Raw genomic sequence first — 20,063 nt, forward strand, 5'->3', positions numbered from 1 at the left:
AACATGGCAACAGGAATCTTCATGCCGAAGCTTAGTATGACAATGGAGACGGGAACCATTTTGCAATGGTTTAAAAAAGAGGGAGACCCGGTAGAAGAGGGTGACCTACTACTAGAAGTGATGACAGACAAAATTAACATTGAAGTAGAGGCATATGCAACAGGTACGTTACTAAAAATTTATGATGATGTGAACGCGATTGTACCTGTACAAAAAATCATCGGGTATATTGGAGAGCCGGGAGAACAAGTTCCAGACATGCCTCTAGAGCTGGAGGAAGAAAAAACTCCTGCTGATATAAACAAAGCTAGTGAGGAGAGCGAAGCTAAAAGAGAGACTTCTACTTCTGAAGAAGAAGCGAATAAAGTGCGGGCTACACCAGCGGCTCGACGTCTTTCACGAGAAAACAGTGTCGCACTACATGAGATTAGAGGGCGTGGAACATATGGGCGCATTCATGCCGAAGATGTAGAAGCTTATGTTAAACAATCTCAAGAGAGAATGGTGACACCTCTAGCGAAAAAAATCGCCTCGAACACGGGAGTCCAGTTAAACAGCATACAGGGATCAGGTGCTAATGGAAAAATCACAAAACATGATGTTCTGCAGGCTCCTCCTAATCGTTTGCAAGTAGCTATGAACAGCAGTGTAGCAAACAACACAAAATCATCTGTGGAGTTATCGCGTGTGAAACTGGAGGGCATGCGTAAGGTTATCTCTGAGCGAATGATCCGAAGTGTTACTACAGCACCGCATGTCACGCTAGTAACGGAAGTAGATATGAGCAATGCAATCAAGCTTCGCAAAAGCTTACTCCCAGTGATTGAGAATCAGACAGGATATCGGTTGTCTTATACAGAGATCATCATGAAAGCGGTTGCGATAGCATTGCGTCAACATCCACAGATGAATGCTTCCGTTGAAGGTGACTATATTCTCTATAAACAGGAAGTAAACACGGGTCTTGCGGTTTCAGTACCAAACGGTCTACTAGTGCCAGTTGTCAAACATGCTGATCAGAAAGGCTTGGCGACATTAACGACAGAGTGCAAAGAGCTGGGACGATTAGCAAGAGAAGGTAAATTGCTTCCTGATCAGATGCAGGGAGGCACTTTTACCATTAGCAATCTTGGAATGTACGACATTGATGCCTTTACACCCATTATTAACCAGCCAGAGGTTGCCATTTTAGGGGTTGGCCGTATTACGGAAAAAGCAGTTGGGATTCACGGAGAGTTAAAACTTCGTCCGCAGATGACTTTGAGCCTTTCCTTTGACCACCGGATCGTGGATGGAGCACCAGCAGCAGAATTTTTACAAAGTATGAAACGTTCTCTTGAAGAACCATATCAGCTACTAGTCTAGGGGGAACAGCCATGAAAACCTACGATATTGTTGTCATCGGGGGAGGACCGGGCGGATACGTAGCGGCCATTCGCGCGTCAAAAGAAGGAAAGAAGGTGGCACTTATTGAGCAGGGACATTTGGGAGGAACATGCTTGAATCGAGGGTGCATTCCATCAAAAGCGTTATTGAAGCATGCTGAAATGATTCATGCTATCAGAGATGCGTCCAAATACGGAATTGAGGTAGGAGACATGAGGCTCTCCTTACCAAAAATGATGCAGAGAAAAAATCAGGTTATTAATCAGCTCCGTGGAGGAATTGCCCATCTATTACGAACGGGAAATATTGATTTCTATCATGGTAAGGCTGAGATTCAACCAGACCAGATCGTGGAAATTACGGGTGATAAACCAGAGAGAATCAAGGCAGGGTCAATCATTATTGCGACAGGCTCCTCTCCAGCCGTACCTCCGATTGAAGGATTAGAGCAGGTAGCATATCACACAAGCGATACTATTTTTGATATAGAGAAAATTCCTGCGTCCCTTGCCATTATTGGTGGTGGTGTTATTGGTGTAGAGTTTGCCAGCATTTTTGAAAGCTTGGGAACAAAGGTAACAATCATTGAAATGGCAGATCGCATTTTGGCTACAGAAGATGAAATGGCTTCACAGGTACTAACAAAACATGTAGGCAAAAGGGGAATTACGATTCTCACCAAGGCGAAAGTAGCTGCGGTTAAAGCCCTTGGCTCGCAAAAACAGCTTATGATCTACAATGAAGCTGGAGCAAAACAGGATGTTGTCGCGGAAGAAATACTAGTCGCAATTGGACGTCGCCCGAATCTGTCGGCATCTGCTAACCTATCGCTTGATATGGATGGTCCATTTATTAAAGTAAATGTACGTATGGAAACAAGTGTACCAAATCTCTATGCTATAGGTGACGTGGTTGGCAATTGGCAATTGGCTCATGTAGCAAGTGCAGAAGGAATTGTAGCTGCTCTGAATGCGACAGGGCACGCTACAGATATGGAATACCATATCGTCCCAAGATGCATCTACACCTACCCTGAGATAGCAAGTGTAGGGCTTAGCGAGCGTGAAGCAAAAGAAAAGGGCTTTCAGATAAAAACCTCAATGTATCAGCTCGCAGTGAACGGTAAGGCCTTAGCAAGTGGGCAAGCAGAAGGCTTTGTAAAGCTGATTGCAGATGAGACCTACGGGGAAATAGTAGGGGCTGTGATGGTTGGCCCACATGTGACTGAGATGATTTCACAAATCTCTGCTTATATGCAATTGGAAGGAACCGTTGAAGAAATGGCAAATCTGATTTTTCCACATCCAACTGTATCAGAAGGATTACTAGAAGCGGCCAGTGATTGGTTAGGAAAAGGTATCCACTCGTAAAGGTTGATATCTATAGAGCAGCTTACATGGGACACAACATAAAAGAAGAACTGGGGACGCCCTTCCTCAGTTCTTTTTTGCTCCTCTTATCTTAGAGATTTATGGATTGCTTACGATGGTACAGGAATTTGTAATCTTTTTCGCGCTCCTATGAGTTTATGTTTATAATAGATGAAGGATGATAGATGTAAGAGAGGTGAGACAATGGATTGGGCTGAGAAAAGGGAACTCGTGCGTGTCGCTAAACTATATTATTTTCAAGGACTAACCCAGGCAGAAATCTCTAAAAAGATCGGGGTTTCCCGCCCTGTAATATCCAAACTCCTACAAAAAGCAAAAGATGCTGGAATAGTAGAGATCATTATTAAAGATGAGACTGTAAACGTAGTGGAGATTGAACAAAAGCTAGAAGAAATGTTTTCTTTAGATGAAGCTATTGTTGTGCCTGCGAACGGAATAGAGAATCAGGAATTAATCAAGCAGCTAGTAGCTAAGGAAGCGGCCATGCATCTATCTAAATTGGCTAAAAACGTCAAAAGCATCGGATTATCATGGGGGACTACCCTCTATCATATGGTAAATGAATACCCGTACGAACGAAATCCAGAAATGATGGTGTACCCTCTAGTTGGAGGGACAGGACGAAAGCACGTGGAAATCCATTCTAACCAATTAGCCTATGAGCTCTCAAAACGAATGGGTGCAAACTGTGAATTTTTATATGCACCGGCATTGGTAGAAACAGTAGATCTCAAGGAACAAATTCTACAATCAGAATCCATTCGCGTTTTACTAGATCAAATTCGCAAGGTGGAAATTGCCCTGTTAGGAATCGGTTTTCTGGAAGAATCAACATTGTTTAACATGGGATATTTAAAAGAAGAGGAAATGGAAGAGCTAAAGCAAAATCAAGCTGTAGGGGATATAGGCTCCCGCTTTATCGACAAGGATGGCAAACAGATTCAGATACCGTTGAACAATCGCGTTATTGGGATTGACCTGCCCGATTTATTTCAAATTCCCACTGTTATTGCAGTGGCGACTGGGTTAGCGAAAGTGACAGCAATTAGAGCTGCTTTACGTGGTGGTTATTTCCATAAATTATTTGTAGACGAGCGCACAGCTAGAGAATTAATTGCTACATCTGATGATAAAGGCAACAGTGAGGAGTAAGGAGGGAACGGGTTTGGAAGAGACAGTGATTGAAACAGAACTCTACTGCATAACTTGTCTTGGTCAAGCACCTCACACTGTCACGTATGTACATGATATTTTATATATGGTTAAATGTGAGCAGTGTGGAAAAGAGAGCGTTATGGAACCAGATTTGTTGAAAGAAATTTATTCGCAGTATGTTGACCGAATTATTTCGAAGCCACAACGGATCACTCAGGAATTCAGAGAAGATTTAAGTCATTTTATCTCAACCATGCCGTACCGTGTTATCAGCAAGCCTTTTCGTACGTATAAGGAGCTAAAGGCGATTTTCCGCTATAGAAAAAAAGGCTACACTGATTCATCAAAGATAGATAAATAAGAAAATCGTTTCTACTCCTTTGAAGGGATTACCAGCATTTTTCTCTCTGGCAGGCATAGCCTGCTTTTTTCTTTTATAGAATGGAAAAAGGGGGAATGCATAAAATGCCACGGCGATTTTTATTTGCAATGATGATTTCAGTAGGTTTATCACTGATGCTGTCCGTTTTGCCGGTTTTTACAAAAAAAGGACCTGTCGCTGACGTCCCAACCTTTCGAGAATTTCCTAGACTTACAGTAAGTTCACACAATCTTGTGGATTTATTTACTTTACTGGAAACTCATTATAAGATAAGTCATGTAGAGTGGGATCAGCCTTCCATCATGCTCACGCTGTCCTTGCCTGAAGACCACAAGAAAGTAAATGACCTCATGTATCATGATGCCTATTCAATTGTTTATGTACTGATGAATAAGACGACGAATGTTAAGCATGTCACCCTCCAATTCACTAGATCCAATGAACAAAAAGCACAAAGCCCAGCTACGCTTCTGATCCAAGCAGATCGAGCGCAAATGGGACAAGAAGATAAATGGAAAAGCCCAACTGAACTAAGCGATGCAGAGCAGTATGTAAAGCAGCATTTTTTTGTTAAAGAAGCAACTTGATTACAGCAGAAAATTATTCCTTCCTTTAAAAGTGTGATATACTGTATGGCGATGGATTACTGCGTACCATTTTTTTGTGTTCAAAAACATTACATTCTTTGTAAAAAATGGGGACAGTGATGGAGCTTCAACGCTTTAAATGGAGGAGGCATAATGGGCACAGATCGAAATGCATATTCACAGGAATTAAAAGCTATCATCGAAGAAATTCAAGGTCGAATACAACAAACATATATTCAACAATATGTGGATGTCCCAGCTATGGCTGAAAATCGACTCGCTCTCTTATTCTTCTTTTTACATGAGAACGGCTTCACAAAAGAACGAGCTCATCTACTCTCGGTAGCGACTGGGTTCGTACAATTGGGCATTGATACACATGAAACCGTACGGAATCATTATGAAAAAACGCTGGTTTCCGAACGTAATAGACAGTTAACCGTTTTAGCGGGGGATTACTACAGTAGTCTTTACTATAATATACTCGCTGACGCTAATGAGATTGAAGCAATTCAAGTTTTGGCTGTAGGTAATCAGCTTGCTCACGAAACGAAAATGAAGCTATATATTGCTCAGAAAGAAAATAAATTGACACAGGAGACGTATCTTAGCTTGCGCAAAAAGATTGATACGGCTCTTTATGTAGCTTTTGTAGACAAATATGCAAAAAATGACTCTGTACGCGAATTTTGGACCAGCTTGTTTGAACAGACCTCAGCCTTTGAACAACTGATCGGGGAATGGGAGCAGTTACAATGGCAAGAGCAAGCTCCAAACGGCTTGACACAATTTTTGCTACAGAAGCCAGGCTCAACAATCGCCAATGCAGTCGAAATGATTGAAGGGAAAGTCATGGAATTATTGCATATCTGTGAGCAATTGATCGTTACCTTAAAATCGGGCGACACACAAAGCGAGTTAGCGTGGATGACTTCCCGCTATACCAATCGCGTACAACGGTTAAAGCGGGCAGAGGAGATGTAGGCTTTGAACACAAATGGACAACCATCGAAGGCGGAATATGTACATTCCGTTTTTGAGAGCATCGCGAATGAATATGACCGTATGAATAATGTCATCAGTTTTGGCAGCCATTCATCATGGCGCAAGTATACGATGAACCAAATGCAGGTGAAGCCAGGAGATGCTTGTCTGGATGTTGCATGCGGGACTGGTGATTGGACAATTAGCTTGGCCAAAACAGTAGGTCCTACTGGGAAAGTAATAGGGCTTGATTTTAGTCAAAATATGTTGAATGTAGGAGCGTACAAGGTCGAAAAGGAAGGGCTAAGTCAAGTGCAATTAGTGAATGCTGATGCCATGAAAATGCCCTTTGAAGATAATACGTTTGATTTTGTTACGATTGGATTTGCCCTACGCAACGTGCCCGATGTACAAACGGTGCTTAACGAGATGACACGCGTTGTAAAGCCAGGGGGCAAGGTTGTGTCTTTAGAGGTATCGAAGCCACCATTTATCCCATATCGTAAGCTATTTTATCTTTATTTCTATAAAATGCTACCAATTGTTGCTAAAATGGTAGTTAATAAGTATGAAGAATACGCTTGGTTACCTCAGTCCCTTACAAATTTTCCTGACAGTAAAGAGCTGGCTGAGATGTTTAGAAGAGCGGGGCTTGATCATGTACAGGTAAAATTGTTTATGGGCGGTGTCTCTGCCCTGCATATCGGTACGAAAAATCCATAGCCTATCCGCAAAATAGAATGGAAGTGCAAGTCAAAATGGTCTTTAATAAAGTGAAAATCATTCTCGAAATGATTAAATTTGAACATAGTATTTTTGCGTTGCCATTTGCTTTTATTGGGGCAGTACTAGGCAATATCATTATAGAAGGTACATGGCCTACCTGGGGAGAAATCTTCTGGGTTACGATAGCGATGGTAGCGGCAAGAAGCGCAGCGATGTCACTAAATCGGTTGATAGACCGTGTCATTGATGCAAAAAACCCGCGAACAGCGAAGCGTGCCATTCCGGCAGGATTGCTGTCTGTCACGGAAGTTCTTCTTTTTATTATTGTTTCTTTCTTGGTCTTATTCGTTGCTGCATGGCAACTAAACCCATTAGCAGTTAAGCTTTTACCACTTGCAGTCTTTGTATTAGTCTTATATTCCTATTGCAAACGATTTACGTGGCTCTGTCATTTTATCTTAGGTGTAGCCCTTGGATTCGGGCCATTGGGCGGTTGGATTGCAACCACAGGTCAAGTAGATGGAACTGCAATGCTACTGTTCTTTACAGTCATGATCTGGACAGCCGGTTTTGATATTATTTATGCTTGTCAGGATACAGAGTTCGATGTTAAAGAAGGTCTCTACTCTGTCCCTAGTCGGTTTGGAATTAAGAATGCACTGATAATTGCTCGTCTCTGTCATTTGTTAACCATTCTAGGTCTTCTCTTGATGTATATGACGACTAATCTTTCCGTATGGTTTCTTGTCGGCATTATTGCTGGGGCAGCGATTTTATTCTATGAGCACAGTCAAGTTAAACATAACGACCTGTCTAAAATTGAAATTGCTTTCTTTGCAATGAATGGTATTTTTAGCGTAGTGATATGCTGCTTTACTGTTCTGGACTTGGTGATTCTATGAAAAAGATGAAATTAGGTGTAGGCATAACAGGAGCAAGTGGTGCCAAATATGGAATTCGACTAGTTGAAGAATTGCTAAGAGCTGGACATACGGTTCACTTGATGATAACAGAAGCTGGTTGGCAGGTTTTTCATGACGAATTGGATTTTGCACCTGCTGTGGATGAACGTGAGACGTTTTTACAAGGGTATTTTAAGAAATACTCTGCAGGCGAGCTTCATTATTGGACGCTGCGAGATTTTAATTGTCCGATGGCAAGTGGCTCGTATAAGAGTGATGGGATGATTATTATCCCATGTTCGATGGGAACACTTTCGGGTATTGCTCACGGTGCTTCCGGTAATTTATTAGAACGCTGTGCTGATGTAATGATTAAAGAGGGACGCAAGCTCGTGCTGGTCCCACGTGAAACACCCTTTAACGCGCTACATCTAGAGAATATGCTGAAACTAAGCCGTATCGGAGTTAAGATTCTCCCTGCGATGCCTGGTTTCTATCAACGCCCGCAAACACTTGATGACCTAGTGAATTTCGTGGTTGGCAAAGCACTTGACCAACTTGATGTGGAAAATCATTTGTTTACGAGATGGGGAGAGGGCCATGAGTAAAAGACAACTACAGGTCGGACAAATCTTATATACAAACACGCTTCCTGTCTATTTTTATGTAAATTTAGACCGCTTTTTGGGGAAAGCTGATTTTATCCAGCAATATCCTGCACAATTAAATAAAGCTATGGCAGATGGGATCATTGACGTAGGTCCTATATCCTCCTTCAGCTACGCGGAACATGAAGATCAATATGTGCTAATGCCAGATGTATGTGTTGGTGCTAAAGGTCCTGTAGGTTCTATTTTCTTATTTAGTAAACGTCCGATTGATCAACTGGATCAAGCTCGTATTGCATTAACGAATACCTCTGCTACCTCTGTTAATTTGTTGCGGGTAATATTGGAAAAATTTAAGGGTATGAGTCTTGAATACACCACAATGCGCCCTGATATCAAGTCGATGATGGAGGAACACGATGCTTCCCTGCTCATTGGAGATGAAGCAATTCTAGCCCGTCAGCAGGATCTGGGATATTATGTGTACGATTTAGGACAGCTGTGGTATGAGCATACAGGATACCCAATGACGTTTGCTGTATGGGCCATTCGCAGAGAAGCTGTTGAAACACATGGTAAATTGTTGCATCAGCTTCATGAGGAGTTTGTTCATAGCAAAAACAAGAGTCATGCCGATTGTAGTGAAATCGTTCAGTATGCTCACCAGCATTTTGGTGGCGATGTATCTTTCTGGGAAGGATATTTTACTGGACTCATTCATGATTTTACGCAGGAACAAATTATGGGATTGGAACATTACTATGCTTGCACGGCTGATCTTGGTCTATTGCCCAAGCCGGTGAAAGTAGCATTTTGGGCAACGGACAACATTACTACTATGTCAACGAGTTAGGTGGATGAAATGAATCTGGTCGATATCTATATGCAAGTAAAAAGTGATGTTTCATATATCGAACGAGAACTGGAACGAGCCATTAATCCAGAGTCTCGTGAACTCTACCAATCTTCTACCCATCTTCTGAAGGCAGGCGGAAAGCGAATCCGCCCTGTCTTTGTGTTGCTAGCGGGGAAATTTGGTGATTATAATGTGCAAAATTTATCTCAAGTAGCTGTACCGCTTGAGCTTATTCATATGGCTACACTTGTTCATGATGATGTGGTGGATGATGCAAACAAGCGCCGAGGCAAAGACACCGTACGCACGAAATGGGACAATCGAGTGGCGATGTATTCTGGAAACTACATACTGGCAAGAGCTTTAGGTATCGTAACGCAATTACCTAATCCAGCGATCCATCAGATTCTCTCCAAAGCTATTGTGGAGATGTGTAAAGGAGAGATTGAGCAAGTTCGTGATTTGGGGAATTGGAATCAGGGCTTGCGCAATTATCTCCGCCGGATTAAACGCAAAACAGCGCTTTTAATTGCGATTAGCTGTCAGCTTGGCGCAGTTGCGACTAATGCATCGGCAGATGTCGTGCGCCGTATGTACCATTTTGGGTATAATGTTGGAATGGCTTTTCAAATTACAGATGATATTCTAGATTTTACAGGAACAGAAAAACAGCTAGGTAAGCCGGCGGGAAGTGACTTGCGTCAAGGAAACGTCACTTTGCCAGCTCTTTATAGCGCTTATCAGGGCAGTACAAAGGATGTCTTTCAGGAGTGGATTCGTAAGGGTGATATCAACTCTCGTATTGAACAGGCAATTCCGCTGATTCATCAGGGAGAAGGAATTGCTTATTCACAAGCGTTGGCTGAACGCTATCTAAAAAGAGCAAAACTAGCATTAGCAGATCTGCCTGCATCTCCGACCAAAAAATCATTACTACAAATTGCTGATTATATTGGTGGGCGTAAATTTTAATCCAGAGTTGATGAAGAAGCCTCTTTCTTGTGGGAAAGGGGCTTTATGTATAGGGAGGATTTGCATAATTAACAGATGCAGGCCTCTTACTATATGAAAATAACAACTTTTCCATATCGATCAAATTTATTGAAGTTTCTGCAATTGATCGGTTGCTTGTACGGCTTTCTTCTGATAAAATTTTCGTTGGTACAAATATTTTCTACATAGAGGTATGGAGGGCATTCGAATGGAAAAAACTTTTATCATGGTAAAGCCAGACGGCGTACAACGTAATCTTGTAGGAGAGATCGTTGCCCGTTTTGAGAAAAAAGGCTTTGCTTTGGTTGGCGCTAAACTAATGAATGTGAGCCGTGAAAAAGCGGAAGAGCATTATGCTGAACATAAAGAGCGTCCATTCTTTGGTGAATTAGTAGACTTCATTACTTCTAGTCCTGTATTTGCAATGGTATGGGAAGGCGACAAGGTGATTAGCACTGCCCGTAACATGATGGGGAAAACGAACCCAGCAGATGCAGCACCTGGTACGATCCGTGGTGATTACGCAGTATCTGTAGGCATGAATATCATTCACGGTTCTGATTCTGCTGAAAGTGCAGAGCGTGAAATTGGTCTTTGGTTCTCAAAGGATGAAATCGTTTCCGTAGAAAAAACGATCGCTCGTTGGATCTAAAATGACAAATTTCGTAAGAAGGGCCTTCTTTTGAAGGTCTTTTTTTCGTATCGTAGCAGGATTTGACGAATAGTGTAACGAATGGCTTGGAGTAAGGCAAAAGGGGGATACACACAGTGGAGGATAAAGACTTCTTGCAATTTATTGCACTGATTAAAAAGAAAACAGGGATTGATCTAGCGTTATATAAAGAAGCACAAATGAAACGCAGATTAACCTCATTACGAATCAAGCGCGGATATAACAGCTTTGTCGCGTATTTTGAGGCCCTGAATAAAGATCTGGATTTATTTTACGAATTCTTGGATCGGATGACAATAAATGTTTCAGAGTTTTTCCGAAATCCAGGCAGATGGGAGACGCTCGAAAATAAAATTTTGCCAAGATTATATGCAGAATCCCGTCGTTTGAAGGTGTGGAGCGCAGCGTGTTCGACGGGAGAAGAACCGTATACACTGTCACTTGTGTTAAAAAGAAAGCAATTACTAGCGTCCTCTAGCATCCTTGCTAGCGATATTGACGAGGGAGCGCTGGCGAAAGCGAAGCAGGGTGTATATTTGGAGCGTTCCTTACAAGATTGCCCTAAAGATTTATTACAGAAATATTTTCATAAGGACCAGCTCACTTATCGTTTAGATCAAGAAATTAAAAATGCCGTGAACTTTAAAAAGCATAATCTGCTTGCGGAGTCGTTTGATACAGGCTTTGATCTAATTATTTGCCGAAATGTCTTGATTTATTTTACAGAAGAAGCGAAGCATGAATTATATCAAAAGTTTAGTCGTGCCCTACGCCCTGGCGGCGTATTGTTTGTGGGAAGCACAGAGCAAATTTTCCAGCCGCAACAATATCAGTTTGAAGTAGAAGATACGTTTTTTTACAAAAAAACACTGTAAAATCGTAATGAAAGATGTATACCAATGATTTATTTATTGAACAATAGCTACTAGGAAGATAAACATTTCCAGATGGAGGCAATGAGTCAATGGATAAATCAAAGGTGATTGAAGCGTATCGACTTGGGCTCATCAATTTGCAGGAGTGCGGACAAATTCTAGGAGCGGAAACTCGCCAGCTGGAAAACCTAGTAATGCAGAAGCGACTCTACTATCGTGAGCAGGCTGATCGACTGATAACAATCGATCATCTATAGAGATGGCAGAATGCTTCTCCTTATTGTGAGAAGCATTTTGTCTATTTTTGTTTTCATCTTAGGCTATGTATGATATTATATCGCTTAAAAGTGTTAAAGGATTTGACTGGAGGAGAGAAGAGTGAGATATATAACCGCAGGAGAGTCACACGGACCACAATTAACAGCTATTATTGAAGGAATTCCTAGCAATCTCCCCTTTTCATTTGACGAAATAAACAAACAATTACACCGTCGCCAAAAGGGGCATGGCCGAGGTCGCCGGATGCAGATTGAGAAAGATACTGTTCAGGTCGTATCTGGTGTTCGTCATGGTTATACAACGGGGGCTCCTGTTACGTTGGTTGTTGAGAATAATGACTGGACCCACTGGCAAAAAATTATGAGTGCTACACCTGTGCCAGAAGAGGATGAAGCACGTCGTCGTGTATCACGTCCGCGTCCTGGTCATGCTGACTTGAATGGGGCTATTAAATATCACCAAAGGGATATGCGAAATATTCTGGAGCGCTCTAGTGCGAGGGAAACGACAATGCGCGTAGCCGTAGGTGCGGTGGCACGTCAATTGTTATCCCAATTCGGTATTCGGGTAGCTGGGCATGTTAAGCAGATTGGACAGGTAGTGGCCCAAGAACGTGAATTGTCCCTAGATGAGCTAATGCAAATAACAGAGGATTCACCTGTACGTTGCATTGACCCTGATGCAGAGAAAAAAATGATGGAGCTTATCGATCGTGCTAAAGAAGAAGGCGATTCTTTAGGCGGAATTGTAGAAGTAATTGTGGAAGGTGTACCGATTGGTTTAGGTAGTCATGTGCAATGGGATCGCAAGCTGGATGCAAGATTGGCGCAAGCTATTATGAGCATTCAGGCCTTTAAAGGAGTAGAGATCGGAATCGGTTTTGAAGCGGCAGGATTGCCAGGCTCTCAGGTACACGATGAGATTGAATGGACAGAAGGAAAAGGCTACAGTCGCAAAACGAATCGGGCAGGCGGCTTGGAGGGTAGTATGACCACTGGAATGCCTATCGTTGTGCGAGGTGTAATGAAGCCTATCCCTACTTTATATAAACCGTTAATGAGTGTAGATATTGATACGAAGGAGCCATTTGCAGCAACTATTGAACGTTCAGATAGTTGTGCTGTACCAGCAGCAAGTGTAGTTGCCGAAGCAGTTGTTGCTTGGGAAATAGCGCGTGCCATGTGTGAGAAGTTCCCGTCTGATGCTTTAGACGATATGGTGGCAAACGTGGAAGAATATCGAGCTTATACGGAGAGATTCTAATGGAAAAACGTACGTTACTAGTTGACTTGAATGAAAGAACCTATCCTATTCATATTGGGGCAGGTTTGTTGAGCCAAACACCTGCCCTATTGCAGGAGGCAAACATCAAAGTCTCTCAAAAATTATTCCTCATTACAGACGCTCATGTGGCGCAGCATTATTTGAAGCCGTTGCAGCTTCTTCTAGAACAAGCGGGATACCAGGTTTTTTCCCATATTGTTGTAGCTGGTGAAAAAGCGAAGCAGTTTGCTGTTTATGAAGAGGTGATGACAGCTGCTATTGAGGCAGGACTTGATCGTAAATCTGTCGTGCTAGCGTTAGGCGGTGGAGTCGTAGGTGACCTGGCAGGCTTTGTAGCGGCTACATATATGCGTGGAATTGATTTTGTGCAAATTCCCACAAGCTTATTGGCTCATGATAGCTCGGTAGGTGGCAAGGTAGCGATTAATCATCGTTTGGGCAAAAATCTAATTGGGGCTTTTCACCAACCCTTGATGGTTATTTATGATGTGGATACTCTGCAAACATTGCCTCGCAGAGAAATCTCCGCTGGCTTTGCGGAAGTGATCAAGCATGGACTGATTTCAGATGAGGGCTTTGTTGGATGGTTGGAGGAGCATGCAAAAGGCCTAATGGAATTGGATGCAAAACTGGTTAGTGAAGCCATCTATCGCGGCTGTGCTGTGAAGGCGGCGGTAGTAGCCAAAGACGAAACTGAGCAAGATATTCGCATGACCTTAAATGTAGGTCATACCTTTGGTCATGCCTTTGAGGCGTTAACAGGTTACGGTCAGCTTAATCATGGTGAAGCAATCTCGATTGGGATGGTTTTAGCCGCCCGTTATGCAGAATCCATTGGAATGTCGCCAGAAGGTGTAGCAAAACGTACAAAAAGAGTGCTTGCAGCCTTTGGACTCCCAACTCAATGGCCAAAAGAATTGCATCCAGAAGATGTTTTACGGGCAATGCATTTGGATAAAAAGGGCGTAGCAGGTACACTTACACTTGTTTTGCCAACATCTATGGAGCATGTAGAGATCGTGCCTAGGGTAAAAGAGGAAGATGTACTACGGTTTATGAGCGAAGAGTGGGAGGAATCACAAAAATGAGTAAGGTACGAGGAGTCCGTGGGGCAACAACGGTCATCCGAAATGATAAAAGTGAAATCTTAGAGGCAACAGCAGAGCTTTTACGTGAAATGATTCATCAAAATAAAATTGAAACTGACGATATAGCAAGTGCTATAATCACGATGACCGAGGAGCTGGATGCTGTATTTCCAGCTCAGGCTGCCCGTGAGTTTTTAAAATGGGAGCATGTTCCCCTGATGTGTGCAAAAGAAATTCCTGTGGCTGGGAGTTTAAAAAATTGTATTCGTGTTATGCTTCACATCAATACTGACAAGTCTCCACATGAAATTACGCATATTTTTCTAGGAGAAGCAATTCGATTACGCCCAGATTTAGTAAAAGAATAGTTGACAGTAGGGGCTAGGTTTTGTAAAGTAAGAGCAAGTTTTACAAGTTCAGAGCATGAAGGTAGTTACGAGCAAGTTAGTAAGTTAGTCGAGAGCCGAGTAGAGTTGAGAAGAGATAGGTTGTATGAGACGAGGAGAGCTGAGACTGGTTTCGTTATGCTATAAACCAACACCCAGGACTCTTTCCTGGGTGTTTTTTGTCTTACATATTATCCCATCTTCTATACGACCATCCTCTTCTATCAAAAGAAGAGAGGTGTGTTGTCCATGTTAGAGCCCACATTTCAAGAGGTGCAGCACTATGCATCTACACACAATTTTATTCCCATTCGCCTTACTTTGTTAGCTGATCAGGAAACGCCGATCAGTTTGTATCAAAAATGTACGGAACAAGCAGCTTTTTTACTAGAAAGTGTTGAAGGGGGAGGACGCTGGTCTAGGTACTCCTTTATAGGACTACGCCCCTTTTTGCGAGTAGAAGCGATAGACCAGCAGGTGACGCTTCTTAAAGAATCGGGGGAACGAGAGCAGTATAACCGCAATCCCATGGAAGTACTGCGAGAATTATGTCAGCAATATAGAGCGCCATCCATTGCTGAATTTCCACCGTTAACAGGAGGAGCAATCGGATATTTAGGATATAATACATTGCGCTATGTAGAGACGCAATTGCCTAAGCATCAGAACCAACCGCTTGATATCCCGGATATGCATGTCGTTTTTGTAGATGAAATGCTGGTTTATGATCATGCAAAGCAAGAAATTCAATGCATGGTTCACATTAGAGTTTCTGAGGAGGACACAGAAGAATCGTTGCAGATAAAGTATGCAAAGGCTAGTGCCCGATTGGTCGCTTTACGTGATCACATCCTGCATACACCTATACCGAAGGACACAAGGCTACAGCAATATCAATTAAGTCAGCTAGACGAAGCGGTCAAAAAGCCAGAGACCAGCAGCCTGCAAAGTAACATGAGTCTCTCAGAGTATAAGACCATGATCGCTAAAGCAAAAGATTATATTGCCAGCGGAGATATCTTTCAGGTTGTTCTATCTCAACGCATGACGATGAAGACGGATGTGGATCCATTTGCCGTTTATCGGATGCTACGAACGACGAATCCATCTCCTTACCTGTATTATCTACCATTTGGATCAGCGACTTTGGTAGGAGCATCACCGGAAGTGCTAGTAAAGGTTCAGAACAAGAAGGTTGAGGTTCGTCCGATAGCTGGAACTCGCAAACGTGGAGCAACGATCGAGGAGGATCTGGCGTTAGAGCAAGAATTGCTGGCTGATCCAAAGGAATTAGCGGAACATCATATGCTAGTTGATTTGGCCCGCAATGACGTAGGGAGAGTCTCTACATACGGTACGGTAAAGGTGGAAAACCCCTTACATGTAGACCGTTATTCGCATGTGATGCATATTGTCTCAGATGTGTCAGGAGAGATGCGTGAAGATTTGGATTGTTTTGATGCTCTTCTTGCCGCTTTTCCTGCTGGTACTGTATCTGGCGCTCCTAAATTGCGAGCGATGGAAATCATTGCAGAATTGGAGCAAGACGCTCGTCACACGTATGCAGGCTCGATTTGTTACTTCAGCTTTACTGGAAATTTAGACAGTTGCATTACGATTCGTACCCTGTTGTTTACACAAAATCATGTGCATATACAAGCAGGAGGCGGCATTGTCGCTGATTCAGTAGCGGAGCTAGAATATCAAGAAGCAATGAATAAGGCAGCAGCAATGGTCAAAGCTCTAGAAAAGGCAGAGCTGCATTTTCAACCAAAGGGGGTAGCGTTATGCTAACGACCTCCTTAGATAAGATTACCCGAAAGCAACATCTAGATCGTACGCTGGCTCGATTAGCGATGGGTGAAATCATGGATGGAAAAGCAACACATGCACAGATCGGAGCATTTTTAGCGGCACTCAGGGTAAAAGGTGAACAGGTTGAAGAATTGATTGGCTTTGCAGAAGCGATGCGTGAACGGGTTAAAGCATTTCCTGTTGCTAAGCAAAACGTGATTGATACATGCGGCACTGGGGGAGATGGTGCTTCTACCTTTAATATTTCAACTGCCTCAGCCATTGTAGCCGCTAGTGGCGGTGTTAGTGTAGCCAAACATGGAAATCGTGCCGTTTCTAGCAAGTGTGGTAGCGCTGATGTGTTAGAAGCACTAGGGATTCCGATTCAACTGACGCCTGAGCAAGCGGGAGAATGTCTGGAAGAAACCAACCTTTGCTTCTTATTTGCGCCCCTATACCATGAAGCAATGCGCCATGCGGCTATACCGAGAAAAGAGCTGGCGATACGGACGGTCTTCAATTTACTGGGGCCATTAACCAATCCTGCTCGGGCTGATCGCCAGTTATTAGGCTTGTACGATCGTGGATTGCTGGTTCCGATTGCCAAGACATTAAGTGAGTTAGGGGTATCCAGAGCCATGGTTGTTGCTGGACTAGACGGTTTAGATGAACTAACGATTACAGGGGAAAGCGAAGTAGCTGAATTAAGAGATGGTGAGGTATCGGCGTATCGACTTGACCCGGAGCGGTTAGGGTTGAGGCTTGGGACCTCCGAAGAGCTTGCAGGGGGCGATGCAGCAGAGAACGCGCTAATCCTAGAGCAAATTTTTAAAGGTGAACGGGGTGCGAAACGCGATATTGTGCTGCTCAATGCAGGTGCCATTCTGTACCTCACGGATAACGTAAGTAGCTTACAAAAGGGTGTCATCCGGGCTGCTGAGCTGATCGACAATGGAAATGCAATACGTAAGCTTGAACAACTACGTCAGGTCATGAGGAGGGTTCATCATGCTTCGTAAAATTGTGGAGCAAAAAAAAGGAGAAGTGGCGACCCTGCGTCAAGGAACAAGTCTTCAACAGATGCTAACGGAGATGAAAGCACTGCCAGCTACTCGCGGTTTTGTCAACGCTCTTACCACAAGCCCTCGGAAGGTAAGCCTAATTGCTGAGGTAAAAAAAGCTTCTCCGTCAAAAGGCATCATTCGTGCTAATTTTGACCCTGCCGCTATTGCTGGGTCTTATCAGGAAGCTGGTGTGGATGCGATTTCAGTTTTAACGGACAAAACGTTTTTTCAAGGTGAACTAAGGTATCTACAGATGATCAAAGAATTGGTTCCTCAGCCGTTGTTACGCAAAGATTTTACTATTGATGAATATCAGGTTGCTCAATCAAGAGTGAGTGGAGCGGATGCTATTTTATTGATTGCAGCCATTCTGGATTCTGAACAAATCAAGCACTTTTATCAAATGGCAGTAGAGATCGGACTAGATGTGCTAATAGAGGTTCATGATCAAACGGAATTAGAGCAGGTGATGTCGGCAGTAGAGCCTATGCTGCTCGGCATTAATAATCGAGATTTGCGAACCTTCACCACGAATCTAAATACTTCCGTAGATCTCTTGAAGCTGATTCCTAGCGGCATTCCTGTCGTAAGTGAGAGTGGGTTAGCGACAGCGGAAGATGTTCATTTAGTCGGGATGGCAGGAGCGCGCTCCATTTTAGTAGGTGAGCAGTTCATGCGTCAGCAGGACGTGGTTCGAGCCGTTCGTGAGCTAATGCAAGATCAACATATGAAGCCTCAGGTGATTTCACGAGGTGACACAATATGACCGCCTTAAAAATTTGTGGGATAAAAGACGCGAATACACTGGTCTTATTGCAGAAGCTTAGCGTGGAATATGCAGGCTTGGTGTTTGCCGAAAGTAAGCGTCGGGTGACAGTAGAGCAGGCAAGGACTCTGGTTGCAGAGGCTAAGACTTCAGCGGATGCAGAGGTTTTAGAAAATATGAACAGACCTTTCCCGCATCTAGTAGGGGTTTTTGTGAATCCAGATGTATCTGAGCTTGATCGCATAATGAATCAGGTCCCTCTGGACGTGATCCAATTGCATGGCCAAGAAACGCCAGAATTTTGTCAAATGGCCCAAAAACGCTTTGGCAAGCCTGTATGGAAAGCGATTGGCATCGGGACAGGGAGTGATTCCATTATAGAAAAGCTTGCCTCCTACAAAAATAGTGTGCAAGCCTACTTATTTGACACGCATGATCCAAAACAAGCGGGAGGTACGGGTAAAAAATTTGCCTGGGAACACATTCCTGATTTGCAACGAATGGTAGCTCCCTTACAAGCAATCATTGCTGGTGGTATTTCAATAGAGAATGTAGAGACTTTACTTAGCAAATATGCACCAGCCTTAATTGATCTTTCCAGCGGTGTAGAGACCAATGGTGAAAAGGATGCTCACAAAATAACAATTTTAGCGGAAAGGGTGAAGCAGCATGGCACAAGCTACGAATGTACGAGATGATTCTGTCCTACGATCAGGTCGATTTGGTGAATATGGGGGCAGATTTGTTCCTGAAACCTTAATGAAGGCATTAATCGAATTGGAGAAAAGCTTAGTGGAAGCGTTGGAGGATGAGACCTTTCATGCAGAATTAAATCAATTTCTTCGCTTTTATTCGGGAAGACCGACTCCCTTTTATCATGCTGAACGTCTGAGTGAGCATCTGGGAGGGGCACACATTTACTTAAAACGAGAAGATTTAAATCACACAGGCGCCCACAAATTAAATAATGCCTTGGCACAAGCGTTACTGGCTAAACGAATGGGGAAGCAAGCTATTATTGCCGAAACAGGAGCTGGCCAGCATGGGGTAGCGAGTGCAACTGTAGCCGCGCGTCTTGGACTTTCTTGCAAGGTTTTCATGGGAGAAGAGGATATTAAACGCCAGGAGTTAAATGTTTTTCGGATGAAGCTTTTAGGAGCAGAGGTTATTCCAGTATCATCAGGAACAGCCACGTTAAAGGATGCTACCAATGAAGCAATTCGTTATTGGGTGAGTAATGTAGAAGAAACCTACTATGTAATTGGTTCGGCGATGGGACCTCATCCATATCCCTATATGGTGCGGGAGTTCCAAAAAATCATTGGAACAGAGACACGAGCCCAATCTCTGGAGCAGCTTGGGCGCTTACCTGATGAACTTATCGCATGCGTCGGAGGAGGGAGCAATGCCATTGGCTTTTTCTATCCATTTGTGGGGGATCAGGTGAGATTGACTGCAGTAGAAGCAGCAGGAGAAGGTGTGGATACAGACAAGCATGCGGCAACATTAACAAAAGGACGTCCAGGTATTATTCATGGCTCCCTAACATATCTGTTGCAGGATGATGATGGACAGGTGCAGGAAGCTCATTCCATTTCGGCTGGACTTGATTACCCAGGTGTTGGTCCCGAGCATTCTTATTTAAAAGACCGCGGCAGAGTGGAGTATGTGGCAATTACTGATCAGGAAGCTTTAGAGGCTTGCCAATTGCTTACGAAATTAGAAGGGATACTACCTGCCTTGGAAAGCTCTCATGCTATAGCGGAGGTCATAAAGCGCGCTCCGCGAATGAATGCCGATCAAATCATCGCTGTATGCCTTTCTGGACGCGGGGATAAAGACGTTCATACCTTACAAAACCATCTGAACAAGGAGGAGAATTAA

Annotated in this window: 22 protein-coding genes; all 22 read left to right on the plus strand. The window is 43.3% G+C overall.

Translation table 11 applies throughout. The features are described 5' to 3' along the window. Positions 1-3: 3 nt before the first annotated feature. Positions 4-1,365, plus strand: coding sequence for a dihydrolipoamide acetyltransferase family protein (locus O0550_RS14955; protein WP_258426724.1), 1,362 nt, complete (start codon positions 4-6; stop codon positions 1,363-1,365). A gap of 11 nt (positions 1,366-1,376) precedes the next feature. Further along, a complete protein-coding gene (gene lpdA / locus O0550_RS14960) occupies positions 1,377-2,756 on the plus strand; it encodes a dihydrolipoyl dehydrogenase (protein ID WP_258426725.1) in 1,380 nt (459 codons plus the stop codon). Between the two features lie 204 nt (positions 2,757-2,960). Beyond that, positions 2,961-3,929 carry a sugar-binding transcriptional regulator gene (locus tag O0550_RS14965; RefSeq protein ID WP_003338544.1) on the plus strand — a complete coding sequence of 323 codons (969 nt, stop codon included), beginning with the start codon at positions 2,961-2,963 and terminating at the stop codon, positions 3,927-3,929. 13 nt (positions 3,930-3,942) lie between these two features. Further along, a complete protein-coding gene (locus tag O0550_RS14970; RefSeq protein ID WP_022583872.1) occupies positions 3,943-4,293 on the plus strand; it encodes a hypothetical protein in 351 nt (116 codons plus the stop codon). Positions 4,294-4,397: 104 nt separating this feature from the next. Next, positions 4,398-4,901 (plus strand): hypothetical protein, encoded by a 504-nt coding sequence (locus tag O0550_RS14975; protein WP_003338548.1) that lies wholly within the window; start codon positions 4,398-4,400, stop codon positions 4,899-4,901. 153 nt (positions 4,902-5,054) lie between these two features. Continuing rightward, the gene (locus O0550_RS14980; RefSeq protein WP_003341709.1) at positions 5,055-5,885 is read left to right on the plus strand and encodes a heptaprenyl diphosphate synthase component 1; all 831 of its coding nucleotides are present in this window, start codon (positions 5,055-5,057) and stop codon (positions 5,883-5,885) included. A gap of 3 nt (positions 5,886-5,888) precedes the next feature. After that, positions 5,889-6,608 (plus strand): demethylmenaquinone methyltransferase, encoded by a 720-nt coding sequence (locus O0550_RS14985; protein ID WP_003338550.1) that lies wholly within the window; start codon positions 5,889-5,891, stop codon positions 6,606-6,608. Positions 6,609-6,643: 35 nt separating this feature from the next. Then, positions 6,644-7,513, plus strand: coding sequence for a UbiA-like polyprenyltransferase (locus O0550_RS14990; protein WP_003341705.1), 870 nt, complete (start codon positions 6,644-6,646; stop codon positions 7,511-7,513). Continuing rightward, a complete protein-coding gene (locus O0550_RS14995) occupies positions 7,510-8,121 on the plus strand; it encodes a UbiX family flavin prenyltransferase (protein ID WP_022583870.1) in 612 nt (203 codons plus the stop codon). Before O0550_RS14990 ends, O0550_RS14995 begins: the two co-directional genes overlap by 4 nt. Beyond that, entirely contained in the window at positions 8,114-8,974 is an 861-nt protein-coding gene (locus tag O0550_RS15000; protein WP_101668034.1) for a menaquinone biosynthesis protein, read from the plus strand. The genes O0550_RS14995 and O0550_RS15000 overlap by 8 nt, the downstream gene beginning before the upstream one ends. A 9-nt stretch (positions 8,975-8,983) precedes the next feature. Further along, on the plus strand, positions 8,984-9,949 hold the full coding sequence (locus O0550_RS15005) for a polyprenyl synthetase family protein (RefSeq protein WP_163244396.1): 966 nt from the start codon (positions 8,984-8,986) through the stop codon (positions 9,947-9,949). A gap of 229 nt (positions 9,950-10,178) precedes the next feature. Next, entirely contained in the window at positions 10,179-10,622 is a 444-nt protein-coding gene (ndk, locus tag O0550_RS15010) for a nucleoside-diphosphate kinase (protein WP_258426726.1), read from the plus strand. Between the two features lie 116 nt (positions 10,623-10,738). Continuing rightward, on the plus strand, positions 10,739-11,518 hold the full coding sequence (locus O0550_RS15015; RefSeq protein ID WP_003338557.1) for a CheR family methyltransferase: 780 nt from the start codon (positions 10,739-10,741) through the stop codon (positions 11,516-11,518). 89 nt (positions 11,519-11,607) lie between these two features. Then, positions 11,608-11,775 (plus strand): hypothetical protein, encoded by a 168-nt coding sequence (locus O0550_RS15020; protein WP_003338558.1) that lies wholly within the window; start codon positions 11,608-11,610, stop codon positions 11,773-11,775. Positions 11,776-11,896: 121 nt separating this feature from the next. Next, a complete protein-coding gene (gene aroC / locus O0550_RS15025) occupies positions 11,897-13,060 on the plus strand; it encodes a chorismate synthase (RefSeq protein WP_003341697.1) in 1,164 nt (387 codons plus the stop codon). Then, positions 13,060-14,169 carry a 3-dehydroquinate synthase gene (gene aroB, locus O0550_RS15030; protein ID WP_003341696.1) on the plus strand — a complete coding sequence of 370 codons (1,110 nt, stop codon included), beginning with the start codon at positions 13,060-13,062 and terminating at the stop codon, positions 14,167-14,169. The genes aroC and aroB overlap by 1 nt, the downstream gene beginning before the upstream one ends. Beyond that, complete coding sequence (aroH, locus tag O0550_RS15035; protein ID WP_003338561.1) at positions 14,166-14,537, plus strand: chorismate mutase; 372 nt, start codon at positions 14,166-14,168, stop codon at positions 14,535-14,537. The genes aroB and aroH overlap by 4 nt, the downstream gene beginning before the upstream one ends. Positions 14,538-14,804: 267 nt before the next feature. Continuing rightward, positions 14,805-16,349 (plus strand): anthranilate synthase component I, encoded by a 1,545-nt coding sequence (gene trpE, locus O0550_RS15040; protein ID WP_101668036.1) that lies wholly within the window; start codon positions 14,805-14,807, stop codon positions 16,347-16,349. Further along, positions 16,343-17,368, plus strand: a complete 1,026-nt coding sequence (gene trpD / locus O0550_RS15045) for an anthranilate phosphoribosyltransferase (RefSeq protein WP_258426727.1) — start codon at positions 16,343-16,345, stop codon at positions 17,366-17,368. The genes trpE and trpD overlap by 7 nt, the downstream gene beginning before the upstream one ends. After that, entirely contained in the window at positions 17,358-18,179 is an 822-nt protein-coding gene (trpC, locus tag O0550_RS15050; protein WP_258426728.1) for an indole-3-glycerol phosphate synthase TrpC, read from the plus strand. The genes trpD and trpC overlap by 11 nt, the downstream gene beginning before the upstream one ends. After that, entirely contained in the window at positions 18,176-18,877 is a 702-nt protein-coding gene (locus tag O0550_RS15055; RefSeq protein ID WP_181749140.1) for a phosphoribosylanthranilate isomerase, read from the plus strand. The genes trpC and O0550_RS15055 overlap by 4 nt, the downstream gene beginning before the upstream one ends. After that, positions 18,849-20,063 carry a tryptophan synthase subunit beta gene (trpB, locus tag O0550_RS15060; protein WP_096887333.1) on the plus strand — a complete coding sequence of 405 codons (1,215 nt, stop codon included), beginning with the start codon at positions 18,849-18,851 and terminating at the stop codon, positions 20,061-20,063. The genes O0550_RS15055 and trpB overlap by 29 nt, the downstream gene beginning before the upstream one ends.

Source organism: Brevibacillus halotolerans (assembly GCF_026891775.1).
In the GTDB taxonomy this organism is placed as follows: domain Bacteria; phylum Bacillota; class Bacilli; order Brevibacillales; family Brevibacillaceae; genus Brevibacillus_B; species Brevibacillus_B halotolerans.

What these genes read in the sequence shown, in the direction of transcription:
- O0550_RS14955 (WP_258426724.1), top strand. Translation starts at nt 4, where the DNA reads ATGGCAACAGGAATCTTCATGCCGAAGCTTAGTATGACAATGGAGACG.
- lpdA (WP_258426725.1), top strand. Translation starts at nt 1,377, where the DNA reads ATGAAAACCTACGATATTGTTGTCATCGGGGGAGGACCGGGCGGATAC.
- O0550_RS14965 (WP_003338544.1), top strand. Translation starts at nt 2,961, where the DNA reads ATGGATTGGGCTGAGAAAAGGGAACTCGTGCGTGTCGCTAAACTATAT.
- O0550_RS14975 (WP_003338548.1), top strand. Translation starts at nt 4,398, where the DNA reads ATGCCACGGCGATTTTTATTTGCAATGATGATTTCAGTAGGTTTATCA.
- O0550_RS14980 (WP_003341709.1), top strand. Translation starts at nt 5,055, where the DNA reads ATGGGCACAGATCGAAATGCATATTCACAGGAATTAAAAGCTATCATC.
- O0550_RS14990 (WP_003341705.1), top strand. Translation starts at nt 6,644, where the DNA reads ATGGTCTTTAATAAAGTGAAAATCATTCTCGAAATGATTAAATTTGAA.
- O0550_RS14995 (WP_022583870.1), top strand. Translation starts at nt 7,510, where the DNA reads ATGAAAAAGATGAAATTAGGTGTAGGCATAACAGGAGCAAGTGGTGCC.
- O0550_RS15000 (WP_101668034.1), top strand. Translation starts at nt 8,114, where the DNA reads ATGAGTAAAAGACAACTACAGGTCGGACAAATCTTATATACAAACACG.
- O0550_RS15005 (WP_163244396.1), top strand. Translation starts at nt 8,984, where the DNA reads ATGAATCTGGTCGATATCTATATGCAAGTAAAAAGTGATGTTTCATAT.
- ndk (WP_258426726.1), top strand. Translation starts at nt 10,179, where the DNA reads ATGGAAAAAACTTTTATCATGGTAAAGCCAGACGGCGTACAACGTAAT.
- O0550_RS15020 (WP_003338558.1), top strand. Translation starts at nt 11,608, where the DNA reads ATGGATAAATCAAAGGTGATTGAAGCGTATCGACTTGGGCTCATCAAT.
- aroB (WP_003341696.1), top strand. Translation starts at nt 13,060, where the DNA reads ATGGAAAAACGTACGTTACTAGTTGACTTGAATGAAAGAACCTATCCT.
- aroH (WP_003338561.1), top strand. Translation starts at nt 14,166, where the DNA reads ATGAGTAAGGTACGAGGAGTCCGTGGGGCAACAACGGTCATCCGAAAT.
- trpE (WP_101668036.1), top strand. Translation starts at nt 14,805, where the DNA reads ATGTTAGAGCCCACATTTCAAGAGGTGCAGCACTATGCATCTACACAC.
- trpD (WP_258426727.1), top strand. Translation starts at nt 16,343, where the DNA reads ATGCTAACGACCTCCTTAGATAAGATTACCCGAAAGCAACATCTAGAT.
- trpC (WP_258426728.1), top strand. Translation starts at nt 17,358, where the DNA reads ATGCTTCGTAAAATTGTGGAGCAAAAAAAAGGAGAAGTGGCGACCCTG.
- O0550_RS15055 (WP_181749140.1), top strand. Translation starts at nt 18,176, where the DNA reads ATGACCGCCTTAAAAATTTGTGGGATAAAAGACGCGAATACACTGGTC.
- trpB (WP_096887333.1), top strand. Translation starts at nt 18,849, where the DNA reads ATGGCACAAGCTACGAATGTACGAGATGATTCTGTCCTACGATCAGGT.